Here is a 24,203-nt window from a genome sequence, read left to right as displayed (position 1 = left end):
CGGATATTGAAAGCCGCCGCGTGATACCCAGATTCCAAAGGCAGACATTTCAAGGAGTTTGGACAAGTGAACGGTTTCAAGACGGCCATGCTGCTGGCGGCGCTCACGGCACTGTTCATGGGGCTGGGCTATATCTTCGGCGGCAGCGGCGGTGCGATGATCGCGCTGGTCGTCGCGGCGGGGATGAACCTGTTCACGTTCTGGAACGCCGACAGCATCGTCCTGCGCATGCACAATGCCCGAGAGGTGGACGAGCGCAGCGCGCCGGAATTCTACACCCTCGTGGCCGAACTCGCCCGCCGCGCGCGCCTTCCCATGCCGCGCGTCTACCTGGTCGAAAGTTCCAACCCCAATGCCTTCGCCACCGGCCGCGACCCGGAGCACGCCGCCGTCGCGGCGACGACCGGCCTTCTGAACATGCTGGACCGCGAGGAAGTGGCGGCAGTCATGGCGCATGAGCTGGGCCATGTCAGGAACCGCGACACCCTGATCATGACGATGGTGGCGACGATTGCCGGCGCGATCTCGATGATCGCCAACTTCGGCCTGTTCTTCGGGGGCCATCTTGGCGGGGGCGAAAACCGACCTAATCCGATTGCCGCCATGGCTGCCGTGTTCATGGCCCCCTTCGCCGCGATGATCGTACAGATGGCGATCAGCCGCACCCGCGAATTCGGCGCGGACAAGGCCGGCGCCGAGATCAGCGGCAACCCGCGCGCACTCGCATCCGCCCTCGCCAAGATCGCGGGCCCGGCGCAGGCGGTTCCCAGCGTGGCTTCGGAGCGCAATCCGGCCGCGGCGCAGCTCTACATCGTGCCCACTTCGGTTTCGGACCTGTTCTCCACCCATCCCGCCACCGAAAAGCGCATCGCGGCGCTGATGGCCATGGAAAGCGCGCCGCCCCGCCGCGCGGCATCCGCGCTCGACCCGGCCCGAAGGTAAGCGACCGACGCGGGGCCGCCTGCCCGCGCCGTTCAAATAGCGCGCCCACGATAGAGCGCGCCATTGCCTGCCCCGCCGACGGTTGTACATTCGTTCAACACGAATGAAGAACAAGCCGAGAGGTGTCGGAGTGCTGAAATCTGTCGACGGCGGACTGCGGTCCGTCCCCTATCCGATCGAGGATCCGGAACGGATTCCGGTCAAGCGCTACTACGATGCCGAATTCTACCAGGCCGAGCTGGACCACCTCTGGCCGCATGTCTGGCAGATGGCCTGCCGGGAAGAGCAGATCCCCGAAATCGGCGACTGGATCGAGTACGAGAACGTCGGCAAGTCCGTCGTCATCGTGCGGACCGCCAGCGGGGTGAAAGCCTTCCACAACGCCTGCCGCCACCGCGGCGTGCCCTTTGCCGGCGGCACCGGCCATGCGCACGGCAATTGCAAGAAGTCGGGCTTCGTCTGCCCGTTCCACGGCTGGCGCTGGAATATGGACGGCGAATCCACCCAGGTCTACGGCAAGCACATGTTCTCGGAGCGGCAGCTTCAGGAGGACGACATCAACCTGGTCCCCTGCCGTGCGGAGACATTCATCGGCTGCGTCTGGATCAACCATGACGACGACGCGCCTTCCGTGCGCGATTCCTTCGGACCCCTGGCGCCCAATCTGGAAGCCCGCGGCCTGGACAAGATGCGCGCGGAATGGTGCTACGGAGCGGAGCTGCCGGCGAACTGGAAGGTGGCGATGGAAGCCTTCATGGAAGGCTACCATGTGATGCAGACGCATCCGCAGCTCCAGCATGCGGCGCCGATGATGTACGATTCGATGTACCGCAGCCCGCGCGGCCCGGTGCCGATCATGGCCGAACCGCACTTGTCCTATCGCGAGAACCAGGAACTTCAGGTCAAGTCCATGGCTCTGCTCAGCGAAGGCATGGCGGGGATGGTCCACGAAAAGGAAGTGGAAATTGCGCGCGGTCTCATCGGCATCGAGGAAGGCCTGCCGGAAGACCAGAACATGGCGATGTTCCACTGGCTGGGCATCGTCATGCACCAGATTTCCGCGCAGTTGCAGGCCCGCGGAGAGCCGGTGCCAGACCTTTGCACGGTGGCGCAGACCCATCCGGTGAAAGCGGTGGAGTTCCTCTTCCCGCACTACTTCCTGCTGCCCTACTTCACCTCGATGTCCGCCTATCGGATCCGCCCGACGGGGCCGGAGAGCTGCTTCTTCGAGATATGGTCGCTGACATATGTCTCCGAGGACGACGACATGGAAACGGTGATGGAGCCCACGGTACTGCCTTACAACAGCCCCGATTTCCCACCGATTCCGCGGCAGGACTATTCGAACATCCCGATCCAGCAGAAGGGGCTTCATGCCAGCGGCTTCGAGTTCATGCGCCTGTCGCACGAAGTCGAAGGGCTGATCAGCAACTACGAACGGATCATCGACGGCTACCTCAAGGGCGTGCCGCAGGAGCAGCTCGCCAAGGCCATCCACAAGCTGGGCGGCAATTTCGACGGCCCGATCGAAGACCTCGGGTTCTGATCCAGGACCCGCCGTGCCGGACCATCCGGCACGGCGGGCTTTGGGAGGTCACTTTGCCGTCTTGGTGCGAAGGCCCGAAGGAATAGGCAGGACTTCCACTTTGCCCGTGGCGACATCGTAAAGAGCGGGCACCACCTTCAGTTCGCCGGACTGGACTTTCGCCTCGATCACGGGCGAGGAATTGATCAGGGTTGCAGCCTGGATCACGGCGTTCTGACGGGTGACGATGGCGGGATCCTGGCTTTGGCTGACGTAGAGCGCGGGCAGGATCGCCGGGAACAACGCGCTGATCTGGCCGGGAACCTCGGGGTTCTCCATGGCAGCTTTCACCGCCCCGCAGTTCGAATGGCCCATGACCACCACGGCCTTGATGCCGAGCACCGCCACGCCGTATTCGAGGCTGGCGATGATTTCCGGCGTGGTAATATTGCCGGCGATGCGGGTGACGAACAGGCGGCCAATCGGCTCGTCGAACACCATTTCCACTGGCACGCGCGAATCGGCACAGGACAGGACGCCGACGATAGGCCACTGCCCTTCCGCCGCCCGGGCCTTGATGATGGCCAGATCCCTGGTGTGGGCCGTGGGCGCTCCCGCGATGAAGCGGGCATTACCGTCCATGATTTCCTTGAGAGCCTGGTCCGGCGTGACTTGCTCGCCGCCGCCCCCAGGTGCGGCGGACGAGGCGGCCATGGCCGGCGGCGCGGCGGCCAGGCCCAAGGTTCCGGCTGCGCTGGCGGCGGCCAGGGCTCCCAGCACCTCCCGGCGCGAGGTCTTGCAGCAGGCGGCTTCGGCGTCAGGCACGGGCAGGCTAGAGGACATCGCGGTCTCCAGTGTGATCCGACTGGAACCTAACATGGCCGCCCCGCCGCGGTGCTTGTTGAAATCGAACGAATTCGGTTCGTTCGATTCCCGCCTGCTCAGTCTGCCGAAGTGTGACCGGCCGAGACCTGATCCAGGCTCTGATCGGCAGGTGTCTGACCCGTGAGCGTTTGCCCCGTAAGCGCCTGCTCAGTCAGGGCACCGACCAGGGCCTTGACCTTCTTCTGGCGCCACTGCGGCAATGGTGCCACCAACCAGTAGCCCCTGCGGCACGGGGTCGTCGTCTGGATCACGTCCCGGTCGTTCTCGCTGATGAGACCGCGCGCGAGCAAGCCGGGAACGCGCGCCCGGCCGAGGCCCGATCGCGCGGCGGCAATCGCCTGGCCCGCATCGCTCACCGCGATCGGCGGCTTGGCCTCCTCATTGTCCTGATCGTCCTCGGTGCCCGGTGCAGGGTCGCCCGGCCAGCCGATCCAGTCGCCCTGGCCCACTTCGACCCATTCCGCCGCGCCCAGTGCCGCGCCTTCCAGCTCGCCCGGCCCATCGGTCCAGCGCACCGCCAGGTCGAGATTGGCTTCGGTGAAATCGGTCAGTTCGCCGTCGACGATGACATAGCGGACCTGCGGATTATCGGCCCGGAATGCGGCAAGGCGCGGGGCCAGCCAGGCGGCGAAGAATTCGCGCGGTGCGGCGATGGTATAGACGTGGCTAGACTGGCCCGCCTGCATGGCCTGCACGGCATCCTCGAAATGAAGGAAACCGGTGCGCAGCGCGGCAAGCCCTGCGCCGGCTTCGTCGGTCAGTTCCAGCCCCTTGCTGGTGCGGCGAAACAGCACCACGCCCAGCAGGTCTTCGAGTGCGCGGATCTGCTGGCCGACCGCGGCCGGCGTCACGGCCAGCTCGTCGGCGGCGCGGGTGAACGAAAGGTGGCGTGCCGCTGCATCGAAGACGCGCAGGGCATTGAGGGGCAGGTGCGTGCGCTTCATGGGAGTTCCCTATGCGCTGGTTTTCGCACGGGCAATGAAGAACTGCCGCAACGCTCCCGGCGCTGCGCATCGCCCCACCGAAAGCCCGTTCCGTCAGCGCGCCGTGGCGGGCGCGGCCAGCGGGAAAAAGGGGATCGCCGCCTCTATCTCGGTGCCGTCGTCGCGCAGGAAGGTGTAGTTGCCTTCCATCGAGCCCTGCGGCGTAGGCAGAGGACAACCGGAGACGTAATCGTGGCTGCGGCCCGGCGCGATGACGGGCTGTTCGCCCACCACGCCTTCGCCATCGACCATGCTGACATCGCCATGACCGTCCGTGATGCGCCAGTGCCGGGTCATGAGCTGGAGCGTCTCATCCGAATCGTTCTCGATGCGAATGTGATAGACCCAGAACCACTTACCCGCCTCGATGCGCGACTGCTCGGGCAGGAAGTTGACGGCGACCCGCACGGTCACCCCATCGGTCATCGCCGTATGTTGGAAGAATTCCTTCATAACATCCGCCAGCCTAACGATGATTTGACGGAACGACAACTGCGCAGCGCGAACCTTGCGCGAGGCATTCGGCTGATGACATGGCGGACAGCCAGATGAAGCGCCGCCCCGGCGGGCAGCGGCGCTTCACGACGAATCAGAGACCGGCCTTGGTCAGCGCCTGGTCGAGATCCTCGATCAGGTCGTCGGCATCCTCCAGCCCGATATTGATGCGCAGCATGCCTTCGGTGACACCCATGGCCTCGCGTCCTTCGGGACCGACGCCGTGGTGCGTGGTCGAGGCCGGGTGGCACATCAGCGAGCGCGAGTCGCCGATATTGTTGGAAATGTCGATCAGTTCGAGCGCGTCCAGCAGGGTATGCGCCTGTTCGCGGCCGCCATCGAGGACGAAGCTGAAGATCGGCCCGCAGGCATCCATCTGCTTCTGCGCAAGAGCCTGCTGCGGGTGGCTGTCGAGCCAGGGGTGAAGGATCTTCGGCACGCGCCCGGCGACGAACTGGCCGACCTTCAGGGCGTTCTCGCTCTGCTTCTTGGCGCGCAGGTCCAGCGTCTCCAGGCCCTTCAGCACGACCCAGGCGTTGAAGGGCGAAAGGTTCGGCCCGGTGTTGCGCTGGAACGGCAGGAGCTTGTCGTTGATGAATTCTTCGGTGCCGCAGACGGCGCCGGCCAGGACGCGGCCCTGCCCGTCCATCAGCTTGGTCGCCGAATAGGCCACCACGTCGACGCCGAACTCCATCGGCCGCTGCAGGACCGGCGAGCAGAAGGCGTTGTCGACCACGGTGGTGATCCCGTGTGCCTTGGCGATGGCGCAGATGCCTTCGATGTCGGCGATGTCCATTGTCGGGTTCGCAGGCGATTCGAAGAAGAACACCTTGGTATTGGGCCGAATCGCCGCTTCCCAGGCCGCCGTGTCGGTGGCGTCGATCACCGTCACCTCGATACCGAAGCGCGGCAGCAGGCTATCGCCCAGCCAGCGGCACGAACCGAAGGCGGCGCGGGCGGACACCATGTGGTCGCCGGCCGAAAGCTGACAGAGCAGCGCCGTGGTCATGGCCGCCATGCCCGAGGCCTGGGTACGGCAGGCTTCCGCCCCCTCCAGCAGAGCGATGCGCTCTTCCAGCATCTGCACCGTCGGGTTCTGGAGCCGCGAATACGTCATGCCGTCGTCTTCGCCCATGAAGCGGGCGGCCACGGTAGCGGCATCGTCGTAGCTGTAGCCGGAAGTGAGGAACAGCGCTTCGCTGGTCTCCCCCATTTCCGAGCGCCAGGTGCCTCCGCGAATCGCGCGGGTGGCCGGGCGCCAGTTGCGGGTCTTCGAGCGGTCCTGTCCGGTAGTGCGTTTCATGGGCCAAGCCTCTAGGATCGCCAAAGGGCCAGCGCAAGCGGCCAGTGCAACCTTAGGCGCGCCGCGGCTTCGGTGGAGCAAGTTTCAGTCAGCCTTGCAGTCCCCTTACTTCGCCCTTATTCCGCCGGTCCGATGCCGAACGCTTCGCGCAATGAGAGAGATCCGATCGGCTGGAGCCTGATCGTGACGGGCCTGTTCCTGGCCCTCGCCCTGTTCCGACTTGCGGAACCGAACCGCTATTACTTCGACGAGATCCACTACGTCCCGGCTGCGCTCAAGCTGCTGGAACTGATCCCGGCCAATGGCGAGCATCCCATGTTCGCCAAGGAAGTGATCGCCGGCTTCATCTCGATCATCGGCGACCGGCCGATCGCCTGGCGCATCGGCCCGCTGCTGTTCGGCGTGTTCGGCCTGTTCGCCTTCGCGCGCTTCGTTTGGCACTTGTCCGGACGCCGCCGGGCCACGATCACCGCGACCGTGCTGCTGGCCACCAATTTCATGTGGTTCGTCCAGAGCCGCATCTCCATGCTCGACATGGTCGAGGCCTCACTGTGCATGATCGCCCTCTGGCAGTTCGCGGCCGCCCTTCATGCGCCGACGAGCGGCGCGGCGCGGGGACGACTGGCAGCGGCGGGCGTTGCGCTTGGGCTTTCGCTCGGGGCCAAGTGGAGCAGCGCTCCGGCGCTGATGGTGCCCGGGCTGTGGTTCCTGGCGCTGCGCGTGCGGGAGAGCGGCTGGAAATTCGTCGGCCGCAAGGGCGCGGGACCCATCCCGGGCATCTCGCTGGCGGAAGCCGCGTTCTGGCTCGGGCTGCTGCCCCTGATGGTCTATTGGGCGACGTACCTTCCGGCGATGTTCTATAGCAGCCGCCCGCTCTCGCCCTGGGGCTTCATCGAGCAGCACCGCCACATGATCGCGCTGCAGGACAGCGTGAAGAAGCTGCACCCCTACCGCAGCCTCTGGTACCAGTGGATGGTCGACTGGCGGCCGATCTGGTACCAGTTCGAGAACATCGACGGCCACCAGCACGGCATCGTGATGCTGGGCAATCCCTTCTCGATGATCTCCGGACTCTTCGCGCTCGTATGGGGCGCCTGGGTCTCGCTGTTCCGTGGGCGCCGGGACGTCCTGACGCTGGTGCTGCTCTATGCGGGCACGCTGGGCATCTGGGTGGTCAACGGCAAGCCGATCCAGTTCTACTACCACTATCTGCTGCCCGGAGCCTTCCTCATGGGCATCCTGGCCTTCGCCCTGGACGCCCTGTGGAACCGGCGCGACCGCTGGCGCCACCTGGCCACTGCGACCATGGCGATCTCGGCAGCTATGTTCGTGGGCTTCTACCCCATCATCTCTGGCGCCCCGCTGCCGACCAAGGAATTCTACAACGTCTGGATGTGGTTTCCGAACTGGCGTTGACGGAATGCCGGGCGCCCGCCCCTAGCCAGACGCGGCCAGTTTGCCCAAGTGATCCGCCTGCATGTCGGGCGTGACGACCTCGATCGCGCGTGCGCCTTCCAGCATCAGCTCGATCACGTCCAGGCCGCCCGCACGCCGCCGGTAGCGGGCCGGCCAGCCTTCGCGCCCGGCGATGGCATAGACTCCCGCGATGTCGAGCGATGTCGCCAGGGTCACGCTGCAGTGGCCCGCATCCGTGCAGGGATCCTCGCAAGGCACCACAAGCATCTGCGGCGCCGCCTGCGATGCCTCCACGCGCCAACCCGCGCCGCCGCGCACCGACCGGCCGCCGACAAGTTCGGCCAGCACCGCGGCGACCCGGCAGGGGTCGCGGGCGTCTATCGAAACGCGAAAGATCATGCATTGTCCCTCAAGCCGGCTCGGCCCCGGTGCTGGACATGATTGCACGAGTGAACACAAAGTGAATCCGGCGAACGCCCTATGACGACCGACGTAGGGCAAACGAAAAACGCGCGCCGGAACCCCGGCGCGCGCTTTTGTCTGTTCGCCGCCGCCGTCAGGGCGGCGGGCCAGTTATCGCAGCTGGCTTAGTACTTGCCCCAGACGAACTTCGAGGACAGCGCGAAGTTCCAGACCGCGGCCAGCACGATGCCGGTGACGACCGCCACCACGTCATGAATGCCAATGGTCCTGAGCACGGCCGCCGAACCGACGTTGGTCAGCAGGCCCAACGAGCAAGCGACGGCGAACTGCGCCCAGCCACGCATCAGCGGGCCGAACCCGCGCAGGCGCTTGTCCGAGTACGTCAGTTCGTTGTTCAGCACGAAGTTGAACGTCATGGCCACGATCGCCGCGATCGAGTTCGCGATGTTGAACGTCGCGCTTTCCGACCAGTTGCCGTAGACGAAGCGCTCGGCGAACACGAGGTGGAGCATGATCCACAGCGCGCTGAACTGCACCACCACGCCCAGGGCGCCAACGGTTCCGAACAGGGCGAAACGGGTGGGGATGATGCGCCCCAGCCACTTGTCGTAAAGGCCTACGAGGAATTCGAACACGACGGTCTGGTCCAGCTTGCTTTCGCCTTCCGCACGCGCCGCGAAATGGAGCGGGAACTCCTTCACGCGAAGCGGACGGTCGACAGTTGCGAGAATGTCGAGAAGGATCTTGAAGCCCACGCCCGAGAGACGATGCGCATCGGCGCGCAAGGTCTCGGTGCGAAGCATGAAGAACCCGCTCATCGGATCGGTCAGTTCCACCCCGGTCACCTTGTTGGCGATCCGGTTGGCAAGGCCCGAGGCCTTCACACGGTCGGGACGGCCCCAGGCTTCGGTGCTGGCCCCTTCCGCGAAGCGCGAGGCATAGGCCAGGTCGTACTCGCCCGAGGTCACCGCCTTGAGCATGCCCGGCAGGAGCGCAGGATCGTGCTGGTGGTCGGCATCCATCACGGCAACCACCGGCGCGGCGGTGGAGCACATGCCCTCGATCGCCGCGCTGGCAAGGCCGCGGCGGCCGATGCGCTGGATGCAGCGCACGCGCGGATCCTCCAGCGACAGGCGGCGCGCCTCGTCCGAGGTGCCGTCCGGGCTGTTGTCGTCAACGAAGACGGCCTCCCACACCACGCCCTTCAGCGCGGCATCGAGTCGCTCGATCATCGTCGCGATGTTCTTGCGCTCGTTATAGGTAGGCAGGACAATCGCCAGCTCAAGCGGCTTGGCTGCGACGTCGAGCGCCTCTGCGAGATCAGAACGAGTTATGTTCATGCGCCCCGTAATAGGTGGTAATCCTGAATAAACCTTTTTGGTCCGAACGGTAGGCGATCTTACAGCCGTTCGACGACCGCGTCACCGATTTCTCGCGTGCCGGCCGTACCGCCCAGATCGCCGCCCTTGATGCCATCGGCCAGAGTCCTGGCGACGGCAGCCTCGATCCACGCAGCTTCGGCTTCGAGACCGAAGGAGTGACGGAGCAGCATCGCCGCCGAAAGGATCGTCGCCATCGGATTCGCAAGGCCCTTGCCCGCGATGTCCGGCGCCGAACCGTGGATCGGCTCATAGAGGCCGTACGTGCCCTCGGCAAGGCTAGCCGAAGCCAGCAGGCCGATCGAGCCCACGCACATCGAGGCCTGGTCGGAAAGGATGTCGCCGAAGAGATTGCCGGTGACGATCACGTCGAACTGGCCCGGGTTCTTCACCAGCTGCATCGCCGCATTGTCGACGTACATGTGGGTGAGTTCGACCTCGGGATATTCCTTGGCCACTTCGATCACCACGTCGCGCCAGAGCTGCGAGGTTTCGAGCACATTGGCCTTGTCGACCGAGCAGAGCTTCTTGCCGCGGCCCATCGCCGCCTTGAAGCCGACATGCGCGATGCGGCGCACTTCGTCCTCGGCATAGGACATCATGTCCCAGCCCTGGCGGCGGCCGTCTTCCAGCGTGCGCAGGCCCTTTTCGCCGAAATAGACGTCGCCGTTGAGTTCGCGCACGATCAGCAGGTCGATCTTGCTGGCGACTTCGGGACGCAGCGTGGTCAGGTCCTCAAGGCCTGCGAAAACCTGCGCCGGGCGCAAGTTTGCGAAGAGGCCGAGTTCCTTGCGCAGGCCGAGGATGGCCTGCTCCGGGCGGAGATGGCGTTCGAGATGGTCGCAGGAGAAATCGCCCACGGCCCCGAACAGGATCGCCTTGGCCGAACGCGCGATCTCCAGCGTTTCGGCAGGAAGCGGGTGGCCATGCTTGTAGTAGGCCGCGCCGCCGACATCGCCTTCGACAAGCTCAAGACCCGGAAGTTCAAGCTTTTCGAGAACGCGCACTGCCTGCTCGGTGACCTCGGGACCGATCCCGTCTCCTGCAAATACTGCGATGCGCATGTCGTTCTCCGCTTGCTTCTCAGCCATGAATCCGTGCCAGCCGCTCACGCAGCAGGACGCGCGCCCCCATAGCGTCTCCACGCCGATCGGCAAGCGGATAGCGCGAAAGCTCGCGGCCGAGGCGGTCGAAAGTGGTGAGTATCGCGCCCCAGTCGTCATCCTGGGGACGGGCGACAGGTACGCCGTAACCGAGTTCGCGCAGCAGCAGGACCTCGTAGGAAAGCAGCGGCAACGCCCAGCCCCTGGCCGAGGGTGCCACGCAGATCGCCTCCAGAAGCGCGCAGAGCGCATCGTAAAGCGCGGGGTAGGGTTGGCGCTCCGGCAGCGCCATGGCAGTCAGCGCCGTCACCCAGGAGATCGCGGCGGCGGGAAGCGGCTCGCTGAGCCAGGGCCCGCGGCTGGTGACGAGTTCGATGCGGGCGAAGGGAAGCTGGCTATCGCTTTTCGCGCGCAGATCCGCCTCCACGGCATTGCCGGGGATCAGCACCGGCCGCAGCTCGCGCCCGCGGCCGCCTGCCACATAGGCAGCTACGATCCCGGCCTCGGACGTCAGCATCCGGGCGATGACCGCCGTCTCGCCGTGAGGGCGGGCAGCGCAGACGATGGCGGGTGCGCGAAGCTGCATGGCTCGCCGCTAGCGGCAGCGCGCTGCGGACACCATAAGCGCCGCACGCCCAATGCAAAACGCGGAGGAAATTCCCCCGCGCTTTATGCCTGTTTCCAGAATGGTGTCACCCAGGCCTTTTACTGGCCCGACTTGCCTTCGAGCGCGTCGATGCGCGCCTTGAGCGTTTCCACTTCGCCGCGCGCGGTGGCGGCGAGTTCCTTCACGGCCTCGAACTCCTCACGCGTGACATAGTCCATGTCGCCCATGAGTTCCTTGAAGCGCTCGCGCGCGCTGTCGCGGGCTTCGCGGCCGACGCCTGCGAGCGTGCCGGCAGCACTGTTCATCATCTTGACGAAATCGGCGACGAAGGGGTTTTCGCTTTGCATGGCGCCTATTTGGTATTTTGCGCGGAGGCGCGCAAGAGCTTCCGGCGAATTTCCGGACCGTTCAGATCTCGAAACGCTCGACTGCGCGTGGCCCTTCCGCACCGTCGAGCGCGGGATTGGCCTGGAGGAAGGCGTAGTTGAGATAAGTCGCGAAGCAGATCCAGGCGAGGTAAGGCACGAGCAGCAGTGCCGCGACGGGCCGGATTCGCGCGAAAAGAACGATCGTCACCAGGACGGCCAGGTCGAGCAGGCCGATCACGATCAGGCCGGTCGTCATTCGGTGCGCGCCGAAGAAAACGGGGCTCCAGGCGAGATTGAGCGCGAACTGCACGGCGAAGGCGACCACCGCCAGTCCCCGCCCATGCGCGCCGCGCGCCGCGCAGATCATCGCAAGGGCTAAGCCCATCAGCACGTAGAGCACGGTCCAGACGACCGGGAACGTGATCGGGGGCGGGTAGATGCCGGGCTTCACCAGGGCGTCGAACCAGGGATTGCCCGGCCCGCTCTGCGCCACGCGGCCGGAAACGAAGCCCAGCAGCACGACCAGAGGAACGAGCACGAGCGCCCAGCGCAGCAGGCTGGCGCGCAACTGGCCGGACGAGGCAATCAGGTTCATTCCCTTAACAACTCCCGAATCAGGATAAACCACGAAGATGCGCGGGTTGTGTAACGAGCTTGCCGCCGGTGCAATCGCTCGCCGCCGGGAAAATCATCCCCGCAGTGCCGAAACGAGAAACTCGACGTTGCCTTCCGGCCCCTTGATCGGGCTTTCGACGATGCCCTGGATCACCCAGTCATCGGCCTCCAGCCATTCGCGGACTTCGGCGCAGACCCGCTCATGAAGCGCCGGTTCGCGCACCACGCCGCCCTTCCCCACTTCGCCGCGGCCCACTTCGAACTGCGGCTTGATAAGGGCGACCAGACGGCATTCGCGCGCCGCGAGGCGAAGCGGGACTTCCAGCACTTTGGACAGACCGATGAAGCTGGCGTCGCAGACCACCCAGTTGCACGGCGCGTCGATCTGCTCGGGGGTCAGGATTCGCGCGCTGGTCTGCTCCAGTACGGTGACGCGCGGATCCTGACGCAGCTTCCAGGCGAGCTGGTTAGTGCCCGAATCCACGGCAAACACGCGTTCGGCGCCGTGAGTCAGCAGCACGTCGGTGAAGCCGCCGGTCGAACTGCCGATGTCCATCGCGACCGCGCCGGTGGGGTCGAGATCGAAATGCTCGATGGCATGCGCCAGCTTGATTCCGCCGCGCGAAACCCAGGGATGGTCGCGCCCGCGCACTTCCAGCGGCGCGTCGGCCTTCAAGCTCTGACCCGGCTTGGCCACCTTGGTTTCGCCGGTAAAGACCAGCCCTGCCAGCACCAGCGCCTGCGCCCGGGTGCGGCTCTCCGCCAGGCCCCGATCCACCAGCATCTGATCGACGCGGGACTTGGCTATGCGGGGCGCTGGACGAGTCGCTTGGCGCGGCGCGGCGCCTGCTTTCTTATCGACGGGGCGGGGTTCGGACGGGTCGGTCATGGCTTTGCACACTTGAGATGAGCCGCGCCTCATTCCATACCGGGGGAATGAAGGCAAATCCGCGCCGGCGCACCGACGCCCTTTCGTTCTCCCGCAAGTTGCCCCGCAAGGTGCTGACAGCCGCTTCGCTGACCGCGCTGGTGCTTGTCGCAGCTTGCGTTCCGGCAGCCAAGCCCCCCGTCCAGGCCCCACGCCCGGCACCGACGCCGGCCGCCCCGCCGCCCCCGGCCCCGCCGCCGCCACCCGCCGACTGGCGCGATTCTCCCGCAACGCCGGGCGACTGGCGCATCACCAGTCCGGGAATAGCCAGCTTTGCCGACGGCATTTTCGGCATCCGCTGCAATCGCGCCTCCTCCACCATATCCCTGTTCCGCAGCGGCACTTCGGCCGGCCCCGTTTCCCTTTCGATCACCACATCCGACACGACTCGGGCCGTTGCCGCCCATCCCGTCAGCGGCGGGGTCCAGGTGGACTTGCCCGCGCGCGACCGGCTGCTCGATTCGATGGCCTTCAGCCGCGGCCGTTTCGCGGTCCAGGCGCAGGGCATGCAGCCACTCTACATTCCAAGCTGGACGGAAATTTCCAGGGTCATCGAAGACTGCCGCTGACCGCAGGATTCGGCCGTCCCGTGTCGAAGCGCGTCCTTCGGCACGGGACGGCCGCGCGGCTTGCCGCGCAGGAACCAGACTTGTGCGCACAAGTGACCGGGAATCATCCGCCCACTGAGGCAGGAATTCCTCGCGATTCGAAGAGGTTTTGCGGCGATTTCAGAAGGTTGCAGGCCGCAGTTTTCAGCCCCCAGAAACGGCCCTTCGACAGGGCATCCAGGCTGGGGAAAACTAGCCCGAAGCCTCGATAATGACCGCAAAAAAGATGATTGCAAGGCTTGTTGTGCGCTGCGGAATCGGACACAAATTTCACAGGACGGCGGGACCTGGGAAACGCGCCCGGGAGTTACTGAAGTCCAGCTGCCTCGGTGCAAGATCCAAGGTGGCAACCCTGGCTTAACAGCGCGAAAGGAGGTGATCCGATGTCTCATGGTTCAGCAGAGAGGTCGGCAATTTCCGTCGCGAGGCATTATCGCTAAATCTTGATGAAGCGATAAAGGCTTTCGCTGGCGGCACTTCCCGGCCGCTGACCATGCGAAGGGCCGCACCGGGCAACCGGGGCGGCCCTTCTCATTTGAACGTCTGCCAGCCGCACGACTGCCAGCAACATCCCGCCGCGGATCGTAAGCTCGGCATCGCTCTCCTGGCTCAGACTTGACCGGCCTGAATGCCAAAAAGCGAATTTCCCGCTGGCCCTCCAGCGTTTCCCGAAGCTAAGGCAGAGACACGGTAAGTCTGGACGTCCATCGGACACCCGGACTTTCGCGCTTTACCGCTTTCCCCGGGCAGTAAAGCGCCTTGCACGCGTATCAAAATTACTTTTCGGTTGCCTTGGGCGTAATTTTCGTTCAACGCGCTCCGGAAACGCACACAAGAGGACTAGTTCGATGGCGACCCTCGCCGATGCCGGCCTGACTTTCACCACCCTGCCCCACCCTTCGCCCGCCAGCGCGGAGCAACGTGAGGCCGTGCTTGCCAACCCCGGATTCGGCACGAACTTCTCCGACCACATGGTGACCGTGGAGTGGACCGAAGGTCAGGGCTGGCACGATGCCGTCGTCGGACCGCGCCAGCCGATCGCGCTCGATCCGGCCGCTTCTGTGCTGCACTACGCCCAGGAAATCTTCGAGGGCCTCAAGGCCTACGTCCAGGCCGATGGATCGGTCGCGCTGTTCCGCCCCGAAGCGAACGCCGCCCGTTTCAACCAGTCGGCCCAGCGACTCGCGATGCCGGAACTTCCCGAAGCGCTGTTCGTCGAGGCGATCGAACGCCTCGTGAAGATCGACCGCGCGTGGATCCCGGCCGGCGAAGGCGCCTCGCTCTACTTGCGTCCGTTCATGATCGCCACCGAGGCCTTCCTCGGCGTGCGCCCGGCCAAGCAGTACAAGTTCATCGTGATCGCCAGCCCGGCGGGCAACTACTTCAAGTCCGGCGCTCCGGCCGTCTCGATCTGGGTTTCCGACTACACCCGCGCGGCCCCCGGCGGCACGGGCGCGGCCAAGTGCGGCGGCAACTACGCCGCCAGCCTGGTGCCCCAGGCCGAAGCCATCTCGCGCGGCCACGACCAGGTCGTCTTCCTCGACGCCGCCGAGCACAAGTGGATCGAAGAGCTGGGCGGCATGAACCTCTATTTCGTGTTCGAGGACGGCACGCTGCTCACCCCGGCCCTCACCGGCACGATCCTCCCCGGGATCACCCGCGACAGCCTGCTCCAGCTTGCGCGCGAGGAAGGCCTCAAGGTCGAGGAAGGCAAGTACAGCCTCGACCAGTGGCGCGACGATGCCAATTCCGGTAAGCTGATCGAAACCTTCGCCTGCGGTACGGCAGCCGTGGTCACCTCGGTCGGCAAGGTTTCGGGCCGCGACGGTGAATTCACCATCGGCTCCGGCGGCCCCGGCCAGCTCACGGCCAAGCTGAAGAACCGGCTCGTGTCGATCCAGCGCGGCGAAGCTGCCGATACTCACGGCTGGATCCGCAAGGTTTCCTGATCGCCGCCATCTGACGGCCGATAATGCGGGAGTCCGGGGGTTAGCCTCCGGACTCCGCTTTCCACACCCCGCCGATTTCGCCTGCCCTCAGCGACCCGGCGTCACCCCGATACGCCGCAGCATGGCGATCTGGGTCCGGGTCAGCCGCTCGATCGTTTCGTCCAGCGAGAGATCGGGCCGCACGCTGTTGCGATAGACCCGCGGTCCGATCATCGCCCAGGTCAGCAGGAACGTGGCGAAGGCCTCGGCATCCAGATCCTCATCGTCGCTGAACTCGCCGCGCAGGCCTTCGACAAGCGCCTCCCAATGTGGATAGCGTTCCGCCGCCCGCCCGGGCGCCAGGAATTCCTCGGTCCAGAGCGCGATCACTTCCGGTTTTTCGATCACGAAGCGCGTGATGAAGCGCGTGCGGTTTTCCATGGTGTCCGAAGGCGCGAAAGCCGCGGCCAGCTGGTTGGCCGACCACGCCCGCACCGCCGTGAGCAGCGCCTCGCGGCTTTCGAAATGATAATAGACGGTCGTGCGGTTCACACCCGCCTCGCGCGCCACTTCCGACAGCGACAGCGCCTCCGTGCCCTTTTCCGACATGAGACGGATCGCCGTATCGATCAGCAGCGCGTGGGTTTCCTCGAAGCCCTTGTTGCGGCGACGCGTGGGCTGACGCCTGCCCAATGGAGCTGCCGGCGCGTCGATCGTCTTGCTCATTCGCTTCCTGCCTGTCTTCCCGGCGCGACCGGATAAGGCCGCAATATCACTCTAGGCAATTGATTTAAAATGACATTCGCGAAAAGTCGAGGTCTCTTCCGGTGAATATGTCGCCTGCTGCCCATTACCGAAGCGAATTGACCGGCGGCCTTGTCGTGCCTTGGGGCGCTTCCTAGATGTGCGCCCGACACATCAAGGAGTTGCTCATGGCCGACCTTACCTACACGCCGCCCGCCGTCTGGACCTGGGACAAGGGCAATGGCGGGGAATGGGCCAGCATCAACCGGCCCATCTCCGGCGCCACGCATGAGAAGGACCTGCCACGCGGTGAGCATCCGCTGCAACTCTACTCGCTGGGTACTCCCAATGGGCAGAAGGTCACGATCATGCTGGAAGAATTGCTGGCAGCAGGCGTGGCCGAGGCGGAGTACGACGCCTGGCTGATCGACATCGGCGAAGGCGACCAGTTCGGTTCGGGCTTCGTGTCGGTCAATCCGAACTCGAAGATTCCCGCTCTTCTGGATTGCTCGGGCGCATCGCCGGTCCGCGTGTTCGAATCGGGTGCGATCCTGCTCTACCTCGCGGAAAAGTTCGGGAAGTTCGTGCCGGCCGCTTATCCCGAGCGCGCAGAGTGTCTGTCCTGGCTGATGTGGCAGATGTCCACGGCTCCGCTGATCGGCGGCGGCTTCGGGCACTTCTATGCCTATGCCCCGGAGAAATACGAATATCCGATCAATCGCTATGCCATGGAAACCAAGCGCCTGTTCGACGTGGCCGACAAGCGCCTCGGCGAAACGCGATACCTGGCGGGCGATAGCTACACCATCGCCGATATCGCCGCTTATGGCTGGTTCGGCAGCTTCGTGCGAGGCGATGCCTATGGCGATGCGGCGCGCTTCCTGGACGTTCCTAGCTATACAAACCTGATCCGCTGGGGCGAGGAAGTCGGCGCCCGCGAGGCGGTCCAGCGCGGCCGCATCGTCAATCGCAAGGGCGACGGCTTCGTCCGCGAACGCCACAGTGCCGCGGATATCGACACCGTGCTGAAGGGCTGATCGCTTCCCCATAAAGCCCGCGCGGGAAAAGTGCTCGATAAGGGCTTTTCAGCGCCGGCTTTAGCCGCTAAGCGCGCAATCCCTGCTGGGGCGTCGCCAAGTGGTAAGGCACCGGTTTTTGGTACCGGCATTCGCAGGTTCGAATCCTGCCGCCCCAGCCAGTATTTTGACCCATTTCGACCAACACGGGTCCGAGGGTCTCAGAAGCAGCAAACTGGACCAGGCAGGTTTTAGATCCGCGACGGCAAGGCCGGAGTGTCGATCATGCTGACCGATCAATTGCTCACCGCCCTGGCCCCTCCGTCGAAGCCTTCCCATGAATCTCCCGCGTAGCATTCCGTTTGGGACAGCCTCCGGTCACGCAGTGGCCGGAGGCTTGATGGGATCACTTTTGTACGGGCAGCTTCGCGAGTTCTGCATCGATCTTTTCGAGGACTTCATCCGTGACCGTGTCGGATGAGTACGATTGAATCTGCTTCAGCGTCATACCCCGCGCCATCTCGATTTGTGGGTTACTCACAAGATCCGGGAGATACTTCGTGACAATGGCCTTGGTCGTGGGATTGTCTAGCAAGGTCCCGATAGAGGTCGTTGAAGTCGACAAGGCTGCTGCCGGAGCGGAGATAGCTGCGGGCTCGGCCGCATTGACCGATAGCGGCGCCGTGATGGCAGCCGCAAACGTTGCGGCGAGTAGAAATTTACGAAGCATATTGGCAGTCCTCTCTTCAGTGATTTTGCACTTTGCTGCTTCGAACGTCCCTTTGACCCTTTGAGGGCTGTCAGGGTCGGCCGGCAGTGCTTGCGTTGACCAGCGATCTTGCGTCACACACGACAGGATGGCCGAGAACAGCAAACCGAATCGCAAGTTGAGCGACACAGCATCGCATAAAGCCGGGCCGCTGGCATCATCAAGATCCACGCATGCCCGCGCCGTGCGATCGGGCAAGGCGCTGCAGGAAGCCATGCTGGCATTGCTGCAGCGCAAGCCCTTCGATCAGATCACCGTTCGTGACATCTGCGCTGAAGCCAAGGTCCATTACGCCACGTTCTTTCGCCATCATGAGACCAAGGAAGCCCTGCTCAGCGCCATCGCGAAAGACGAGATCGCGCATCTCAACCGATTGACGCTCTCCATCCGCGATGCGGAAAGCTACGAGGCTGGGTTTCAAGCCTTGTGCGGCTACGTTGCCGACCACCGCGCGCTCTGGTCCATCCTCCTCAACGGCGGAGCCGGCGGTGCCATGCGCGAGGAATGGCTTCGCGTATCCATGGTCGTGGCAAAAGAGGAACAGCCCATCAACGCCTGGCTCCCTACCGAGCTTGGAACGATCTGCGCTGCCTCGCTTATCGCCGAAACGCTTGCTTGGTGGGTTGGCCAACCGGAAGATGCCTACAGCGTCTCTGAAATCGCCAAGATCCTCTACAGGCTCCTTTCGACTTCGATCATGGCGCCCGATTGAGGCATACATCGATCCTAGGATCGGTGCTCGGTTCCCAGGCTCGTTGCTTGAGGTGACGGTGCTTTGCAGAGACCAAATCTCGAAGATCGATCGCGGATCCTCCCTGCCCGGCATCGTTTCTAGTCGGAGACGTCACTCCCAAGCGAGAGCGACACTATCCGAAGTCGAAAGGGCCGGGGCCTGGAAAACCCAAAGCCCTTCCGCTCGGAAATCATTTAACGCGAGCCGATTGCTGCCCGGAAAGTCACTCCGAATTCGCGAGGAGCGGTAACCGAAACACCCGCATAGCGGCTGGAGTAAACCGTCGATCCGATACCCGATACACTGAAGGTCGGCGGCCTGAGAAAGACGTCGGTGACGGAGGTGAACTGGGCGCGGTCATCCTGACTGACGAGCTTCGTCGTATCGAATATGTTCTTGGCGTAGACAGACACTTCCCAGGCCCCGTCCGGCGATCGCAGACCGCCGAACAGGTTCAACAGGCCGTAAGCCTTGACGTCGTCGAACGCGTTGTTCGGGTCCGTCTTGGATTTACCCTTCCAACTGAACAGTCCTCGCAGATAACCATCCATCTTGTTGCCGACCGGCAAAGTATACTCGGCCCTGAATACACCCGACCACTCGGGCTGGAAGGTAGCCGATTGACCGCCGCCCGGACACTGCGCCACGCGTTCGCCGCTGTAAGCCTGCTGCATTTGCGCCAGGGTGGGCGTAACAGTATCGGGAATGCCGTCAGAGCCGACAGCGCCGGTCTGGTTGTTGAGCGCATCCGTGCAGGCCAGCAGAGCATTGCCGATCCGGCTGCGAGCGAAGTTGAGAGTTGCACCAAGATTCCAGCGCGGTGTTGGCGTGAATGCCAGTTCGGCCTCTATCCCGTTCACCTTGATCGGAACCGCGCTTACGAAATTGAAGTTGCCGATCGTCGGGGCGCCCGCCGAGTTGATGTCGATATAGGCAATACCGGCACCGCCCGCTCGATAAGGGTAATTCTTGTAGTCCTGGTGATAGGCGGTCAGGTTGAACTGCAACCGGCGGTCGAACCAATCCGATTTCAAGCCGACCTCGTAAGACTTCGAGCTTTCCGAAGGCAGCGAGATATGCGCGACTTCGTTCGCCGTGTATTCGGCATGCGTGAAATCGCCGATGGCCACAACCGGTGGGCGCCACGAGCTGCCGGTGGAGGCATAGACCATGAGCCCCGGCGTGAAACGATGCTTGATGCTTGCGCTGTAGATCGTGGTGTTCTCGCTGACGTCCGATTCCGTACCGTTCTGGCGCGTGCAACCGCCGGCGGCATACATGTCGGGCGTGCAGCTGATGAACAGGCCGTCTCGGTTATCCGTGAAATGGATCCGCCGCAGTCCGCCTGAAAGCTCGGTGGATTCGGTGAGATGGAATGTCAGGTTACCGAAGAACGAGTCTTCCTTGGGCGTCCCCTTTGCAATGTAGATCGGCGTGTCGGTCACGCTTGGGGCGGCGATGGGAATACCGAGGCCGGCCAGTCGAAGCTGAGTGATACTGAGATCGTGGAGGTTGGTCTGCGAAGGTACCTGATAGTGGAAGTATCCGACGACGTAGTCGAACAGCCCGGCTACCCGGTCAAGGTTCTGCAAGCGCACCTCATGGCTGCTTGTCGTTCCCTTGGTGTCCGCAATCTGCGCAATTTCGAGATCCGGGAAGAAATTCGCAAGATCGCGGACGCCATAGCTGTGATACTTCTGGGAAGTAGCCGAGCCGACGTAAATGAGGCGCTGGCCCAGTACGTCGACTTCCGCATTCCAGTTGTAGAACTGGAACTTCTGCTGAGTTGTACTCGGGCGGGACTGAACCGACAGCCGGTCGCTCAAGCCGATATTGCCATATTCGGGTGCACCGGTCGTCGGCACATAGTCGGGATCGTACCCGCTGACGGATCGCACCTGGTCAAAGCGCGTGCCGTCAGTCTGCATCGCTTCGTACAGGAAGCCCAGGCGAAGCCACTGCGTCGGTTCGAAGCGGACAGCCGCCCGAATTGCATTGGTCTCGCTGCCAGGCTTCTCATCACTATTCAGGCTGGTCACGCGGTTACCGCGATCCTTGCTGTGAATGCCTGCCACGCGCACGCCCAGCACATCCGAAATGACAGGAATGTTCAGGGCGCCATTGAAATTGGCCGCCCCAGCCGAACCGAGCGTTCCGGCAAGATAGCCACCCGCTTCGACCAGGTCGGGCGCTCGCGTGGTTACGGTGACTGAACCCGATGGCGTCGACCGGCCGCGCAACGTGCCCTGCGGCCCCCGCAGCACTTCGATCTGCCCTACGTCGTACATCGTCTGCATGACGAAATTCGACGGTACCGGCGCATCGTTGCGATAATACTGAATCGTGCCGTTTTCGGCGCTCACATTGACGTCGTGATTGACGCCGCGAAGTGATGAGGAAGTCCCGATGCCGTTGGCGTTGGGCGTCAGTTGAAGACCCGGAACGACCGAACTGATCTCGGTGAAATTGCGGATGTTCAACTTGGAAATCGCCTCCGAGGTGATGGCATTCACCACCAGTGGCACATCCTGCAGGCTTTCATCACGGCGACGGGCTTGAACGATGATTTCGTTTGCCACTGATGCGTCGGTGGGGTCAGGCGGTGCGGCCGTTTGGTCCTGCCGAGCGATCGCCGGCACGGCCATAGCCAGCGTGCTCGCTCCCACGAGCGTCAGCGCCATTTTCCTACGCATCGAATCCCCTTCCCTATCGATTTTTTTATTCTGATTTTTGTGCGCCACACTATCGCATTGGTCAATCCGTTTGCTGGATTCGGATCATCCGTTCGCTCTGGCGAAGTGGGCGCGTCGGGCCATTGGAAACGAGCCGGCGGAAACCCCGTGAGATTCCCCCGGCCCCGCTTCTCTATGGCAGGGTCAATCTACCGGCAGCAGGGCCAGATCCCGATCGACGGCATCAAGCGCTTCGTCGGTAAACTGGCCGGGCGCGAACTTCTGAATCGCGCGCAGGGTCATCGACTTCGCCATACCGATCCGCTTGTCTGCGGTTATCCCGGGAAAGTGCTGATCGAGCACCGCCTTGGCCCCGGGATCGGACAATAGCTTTGCCAGCTTGGTTGAGGCGGTGGAGTACCCGGCGACCGGCACCGAGACTGGCCCCGAAACTGGCGCTGGCGGCACCGCCCTCGCGCTGGCTGCCGGTACCGACTTCTGGATCATGGGCGAGCCGCCAGGCGAAAGATCGACCCCCGCTGCCGGTGTCAGCTTGAGGTGAAGTTCCGAAAGCCCGCGAATGATGAAACTCGGCTCGAAGTCCAGCTTGCGCGCTCCGCGCGGACCATGCACTTCGGCATCGAGATCGATGTCGGCAGTGTACTGGAGCAATTTCTCCAGAATGATCCGCACTTCCACCCGCGCAAGCGGCGCGCCTGCGCAAGTATGGGCGCTGCGCCCGAAGGCAACGTGCTCGCGGATTTTCGGCCGATCGAGCTTGAAAGCCTGGGGATCTTCCCAGCGCGCAGGGTCGCGGTTCGCTGCTGCGATCGACAGCATGATCTTGGTCCCCGCCGGTACCGGAATATCGCCGATCTTCGTGTCACGGCGCGCAAGACGGGCCGTCTGCTTGGTCGAACCCTCAAGCCGCAGAACTTCCTCGATCAGCGCCGGAACAAGCTTGGGATCGGCACGCAGCTTGTCCTGCAGGCCAGGCTGATCCACGATGTAGCGCATCGCATTGCCGAGAAGCTTCGCGCTCGTATCCTGGCCCGCGCCGAACATGAACATGCCAAGCTTGACGATGGCCATCTCGTCGGGAAGCGTGCCATCGGGATAGACGGCATTCGCCAGCTCGGAGAGAATATCCTGCTTCGGGTCGGCACGCCGTTCGGCGACGTATTGAGCGAAATAGCCGCCCATGATCATGAACGGATGATCTTCGGCATTGAGATCAAGTTCGCCGTCGAGATTGCCGGGAGGCGGCGCATCCTGAATGATGTCCATGAACTTCTGCCGGTCCTCGGCCGGGATGCCCAGAAGGTCGGCAATCACCAGCGTGACGAAAGGCGTCGCGATCGTCCTGACCAGTTCGACGCCGCCATTCGCCACCGCGTCACGCACCAGCTCGTCCGAGAAGGCCTGGATAAATTCCTCGTTCGCCTTGAGCCGCGAGGGTGTGAACAGCCGGTTGACGAGCGCGCGCAACTGCACGTGCGCATTGTCGTCCAGATTGACCAGCAAGTCGCCACCGTGAAATTCGCCGCGATGCGCCTCGATCTGTGCCGTGATGTCAGGCCCATGCGGCGTGAACGGCAGCGGCGCCGAGGCGCCCTGCAAACCGATGATCGCCGAAAAATCCTCCGAATTGCGCATGATTTCCAGGGTTTCTTCAAAACCCATCACCATCAGATAGTCCTTGCCCTCGGGCTGATAGACTCTGCCCTTGCCCCTCACCGCTTCGAAATATGCGTAAGGATCGACGAGGATTTCGTGGTCGGTGAAGTAATCCCGATCTGCCAGTTCAGTCATGTGTCCCACTCCTGCTTCGTGCCCGCACTTTTCGCCGGCGAATATTGTATGTCTGATCAATCGTCAGGGGCGATCTTCACGCGAAGTCCGTCGAGAGCGTCAGTAATCTGGAGCTGACATGAAAGGCGTGACTGGCTGCCGCGATGGCTGGACGAGTCCAGGAGGTCGTTCTCGTCCTCACTCATCGCCGCAAGAGCATCGGTGGGGCCGGCTTCGATGTGCACATGGCAGGTCGCGCACGAGCAACATCCGCCGCATAGCGCCAGCAGCTCGTCGAAGCCGGCGTCGCGGATGACTTCCATGACGGTCTGTCCGGGATTTGCGCGGAGAACTCGTTCCTCTCCGGATGCCCCTATGACGGTGATTGATGCCATTTCTCAGCACTCTCCAGGTTTGGCTTGTTGTGCGCTCTTGGATGAGACTTCCGCCGTCGGCGGCTTGATGCTGCCCGGCCGGACAGTGGACGCCCAAAAGCGGCACGTCATTTTATGCGATACAGTGGCGCATACATCCAGCGGCCGGAGAGCGTCAACCCGTATTCCGGGACAGGGCTGGCTGTAAGATCGCGTTCGCGGTCCGCTTCACGGGTTTGATCGCCGCGGCGTTATTCCGGCCACGCGCCGGGCCAGCCAGGACATCTGGATAACGAAACCCGGTCATATGAAATAACGCGGTAGTACGGGCGCTTCGCATCGGTCTGACCGGCTTGACAGTCTGCACCCGCAATTTATACGCGACACATTGTCGCACAAAAGCGCGATGTTGGGAGAGTTGAGCAGATGCGCTTCAGGCAAGCATGTCTGCTTCTGCGAACGTCAGGCGAAAACATCTATGGCGAAGAGAACGCGATTTCGATCCGAAGCGGCAGCGCTGAAGCTGCTGCTGCTTTCGATCTCTGCGTGCTCATCCTTGGCATGTGCGCAAGACGGCTCAGCTGTACCGCCAAGCG

Annotated in this window: 23 protein-coding genes and 1 tRNA gene; 8 read left to right on the top strand and 16 right to left on the bottom strand. The window is 63.5% G+C overall.

The window, feature by feature from the left end; genetic code table 11:
- Positions 1–66 precede the first annotated feature (66 nt).
- Positions 67–942 carry a zinc metalloprotease HtpX gene (gene htpX / locus EDF57_RS00760; protein ID WP_134092764.1) on the top strand — a complete coding sequence of 292 codons (876 nt, stop codon included), beginning with the start codon at positions 67–69 and terminating at the stop codon, positions 940–942.
- 130 nt (positions 943–1,072) lie between these two features.
- Positions 1,073–2,488 (top strand): aromatic ring-hydroxylating dioxygenase subunit alpha, encoded by a 1,416-nt coding sequence (locus EDF57_RS00755; protein WP_243654048.1) that lies wholly within the window; start codon positions 1,073–1,075, stop codon positions 2,486–2,488.
- A gap of 48 nt (positions 2,489–2,536) precedes the next feature.
- Here the strand turns inward: EDF57_RS00755 and EDF57_RS00750 are convergent, their stop codons facing one another.
- From EDF57_RS00750 to EDF57_RS00735, 4 genes are all read right to left on the bottom strand, one after another.
- Complete coding sequence (locus tag EDF57_RS00750; protein ID WP_134092763.1) at positions 2,537–3,310, bottom strand: carbonic anhydrase; 774 nt, start codon at positions 3,308–3,310, stop codon at positions 2,537–2,539.
- 98 nt (positions 3,311–3,408) lie between these two features.
- A complete protein-coding gene (locus tag EDF57_RS00745; protein WP_134092762.1) occupies positions 3,409–4,296 on the bottom strand; it encodes a LysR family transcriptional regulator in 888 nt (295 codons plus the stop codon).
- Positions 4,297–4,389: 93 nt separating this feature from the next.
- Positions 4,390–4,788 (bottom strand): Co2+/Mg2+ efflux protein ApaG, encoded by a 399-nt coding sequence (gene apaG, locus EDF57_RS00740; protein WP_132262370.1) that lies wholly within the window; start codon positions 4,786–4,788, stop codon positions 4,390–4,392.
- A 136-nt stretch (positions 4,789–4,924) separates the two neighbouring features.
- Positions 4,925–6,133 (bottom strand): aminotransferase class I/II-fold pyridoxal phosphate-dependent enzyme, encoded by a 1,209-nt coding sequence (locus tag EDF57_RS00735; RefSeq protein ID WP_132262368.1) that lies wholly within the window; start codon positions 6,131–6,133, stop codon positions 4,925–4,927.
- 132 nt (positions 6,134–6,265) lie between these two features.
- Between EDF57_RS00735 and EDF57_RS00730 the strand changes: the two genes are divergently transcribed.
- On the top strand, positions 6,266–7,549 hold the full coding sequence (locus EDF57_RS00730) for a phospholipid carrier-dependent glycosyltransferase (RefSeq protein ID WP_134092761.1): 1,284 nt from the start codon (positions 6,266–6,268) through the stop codon (positions 7,547–7,549).
- 21 nt (positions 7,550–7,570) lie between these two features.
- On the opposite strand, the gene EDF57_RS00725 is transcribed toward EDF57_RS00730, so the two are convergent.
- The 7 genes from EDF57_RS00725 to EDF57_RS00695 form a co-directional block, all read right to left on the bottom strand.
- Positions 7,571–7,948: a hypothetical protein gene (locus tag EDF57_RS00725; protein ID WP_132262364.1), complete on the bottom strand. Its 378-nt coding sequence runs from the start codon at positions 7,946–7,948 to the stop codon at positions 7,571–7,573.
- 188 nt (positions 7,949–8,136) lie between these two features.
- Positions 8,137–9,312: a glycosyltransferase family 2 protein gene (locus tag EDF57_RS00720; protein ID WP_132262362.1), complete on the bottom strand. Its 1,176-nt coding sequence runs from the start codon at positions 9,310–9,312 to the stop codon at positions 8,137–8,139.
- Positions 9,313–9,371: 59 nt separating this feature from the next.
- A complete protein-coding gene (gene leuB, locus EDF57_RS00715; RefSeq protein WP_134093235.1) occupies positions 9,372–10,415 on the bottom strand; it encodes a 3-isopropylmalate dehydrogenase in 1,044 nt (347 codons plus the stop codon).
- A gap of 19 nt (positions 10,416–10,434) precedes the next feature.
- Entirely contained in the window at positions 10,435–11,040 is a 606-nt protein-coding gene (locus tag EDF57_RS00710; protein ID WP_132262360.1) for a recombination protein O N-terminal domain-containing protein, read from the bottom strand.
- 119 nt (positions 11,041–11,159) lie between these two features.
- Complete coding sequence (locus EDF57_RS00705) at positions 11,160–11,408, bottom strand: accessory factor UbiK family protein (protein ID WP_134092760.1); 249 nt, start codon at positions 11,406–11,408, stop codon at positions 11,160–11,162.
- Positions 11,409–11,469: 61 nt separating this feature from the next.
- Complete coding sequence (locus tag EDF57_RS00700; protein WP_132262356.1) at positions 11,470–12,024, bottom strand: TspO/MBR family protein; 555 nt, start codon at positions 12,022–12,024, stop codon at positions 11,470–11,472.
- Positions 12,025–12,117: 93 nt separating this feature from the next.
- On the bottom strand, positions 12,118–12,828 hold the full coding sequence (locus tag EDF57_RS00695; protein ID WP_207912838.1) for a TlyA family RNA methyltransferase: 711 nt from the start codon (positions 12,826–12,828) through the stop codon (positions 12,118–12,120).
- A 152-nt stretch (positions 12,829–12,980) separates the two neighbouring features.
- Between EDF57_RS00695 and EDF57_RS00690 the strand changes: the two genes are divergently transcribed.
- Together EDF57_RS00690 and EDF57_RS00685 are read left to right on the top strand one after the other, a co-directional pair.
- Positions 12,981–13,541 (top strand): hypothetical protein, encoded by a 561-nt coding sequence (locus EDF57_RS00690; RefSeq protein WP_134092759.1) that lies wholly within the window; start codon positions 12,981–12,983, stop codon positions 13,539–13,541.
- 887 nt (positions 13,542–14,428) lie between these two features.
- On the top strand, positions 14,429–15,529 hold the full coding sequence (locus EDF57_RS00685; protein ID WP_132262351.1) for a branched-chain amino acid aminotransferase: 1,101 nt from the start codon (positions 14,429–14,431) through the stop codon (positions 15,527–15,529).
- Positions 15,530–15,616: 87 nt separating this feature from the next.
- On the opposite strand, the gene EDF57_RS00680 is transcribed toward EDF57_RS00685, so the two are convergent.
- Complete coding sequence (locus EDF57_RS00680) at positions 15,617–16,234, bottom strand: TetR/AcrR family transcriptional regulator (protein WP_134092758.1); 618 nt, start codon at positions 16,232–16,234, stop codon at positions 15,617–15,619.
- Positions 16,235–16,440: 206 nt separating this feature from the next.
- On the opposite strand from EDF57_RS00680, the gene yghU reads away from it, so the two are divergent.
- Positions 16,441–17,289: a glutathione-dependent disulfide-bond oxidoreductase gene (gene yghU, locus EDF57_RS00675; protein WP_134092757.1), complete on the top strand. Its 849-nt coding sequence runs from the start codon at positions 16,441–16,443 to the stop codon at positions 17,287–17,289.
- A gap of 86 nt (positions 17,290–17,375) precedes the next feature.
- Positions 17,376–17,450 (top strand) — tRNA-Gln (locus EDF57_RS00670).
- A gap of 224 nt (positions 17,451–17,674) precedes the next feature.
- Here EDF57_RS00670 and EDF57_RS00665 read toward each other — a convergent pair.
- Positions 17,675–18,142 carry a hypothetical protein gene (locus EDF57_RS00665; protein ID WP_243840815.1) on the bottom strand — a complete coding sequence of 156 codons (468 nt, stop codon included), beginning with the start codon at positions 18,140–18,142 and terminating at the stop codon, positions 17,675–17,677.
- Here EDF57_RS00665 and EDF57_RS00660 point away from each other — a divergent pair.
- Entirely contained in the window at positions 18,126–18,749 is a 624-nt protein-coding gene (locus EDF57_RS00660; protein WP_134092756.1) for a TetR/AcrR family transcriptional regulator, read from the top strand. The two genes, EDF57_RS00665 and EDF57_RS00660, sit on opposite strands and share 17 nt — an antisense overlap.
- Positions 18,750–18,964: 215 nt before the next feature.
- On the opposite strand, the gene EDF57_RS00655 is transcribed toward EDF57_RS00660, so the two are convergent.
- The 3 genes from EDF57_RS00655 to EDF57_RS00645 all read right to left on the bottom strand — a co-directional run bounded on the left by EDF57_RS00655 (position 18,965) and on the right by EDF57_RS00645 (position 23,628).
- Positions 18,965–21,451, bottom strand: a complete 2,487-nt coding sequence (locus tag EDF57_RS00655) for a TonB-dependent receptor (RefSeq protein WP_166675156.1) — start codon at positions 21,449–21,451, stop codon at positions 18,965–18,967.
- A gap of 195 nt (positions 21,452–21,646) precedes the next feature.
- On the bottom strand, positions 21,647–23,254 hold the full coding sequence (locus tag EDF57_RS00650) for a cytochrome P450 (RefSeq protein ID WP_134092754.1): 1,608 nt from the start codon (positions 23,252–23,254) through the stop codon (positions 21,647–21,649).
- Positions 23,255–23,310: 56 nt separating this feature from the next.
- Positions 23,311–23,628: a 2Fe-2S iron-sulfur cluster-binding protein gene (locus tag EDF57_RS00645; RefSeq protein ID WP_134092753.1), complete on the bottom strand. Its 318-nt coding sequence runs from the start codon at positions 23,626–23,628 to the stop codon at positions 23,311–23,313.
- Positions 23,629–24,203: the final 575 nt, after the last annotated feature.

It is taken from the genome of Novosphingobium sp. PhB55 (assembly GCF_004368805.1).
Classification (GTDB): domain Bacteria; phylum Pseudomonadota; class Alphaproteobacteria; order Sphingomonadales; family Sphingomonadaceae; genus Novosphingobium.
Note: the sequence above shows the minus strand (reverse complement) of the source record. Positions and strands in the feature narration are given on the sequence as shown.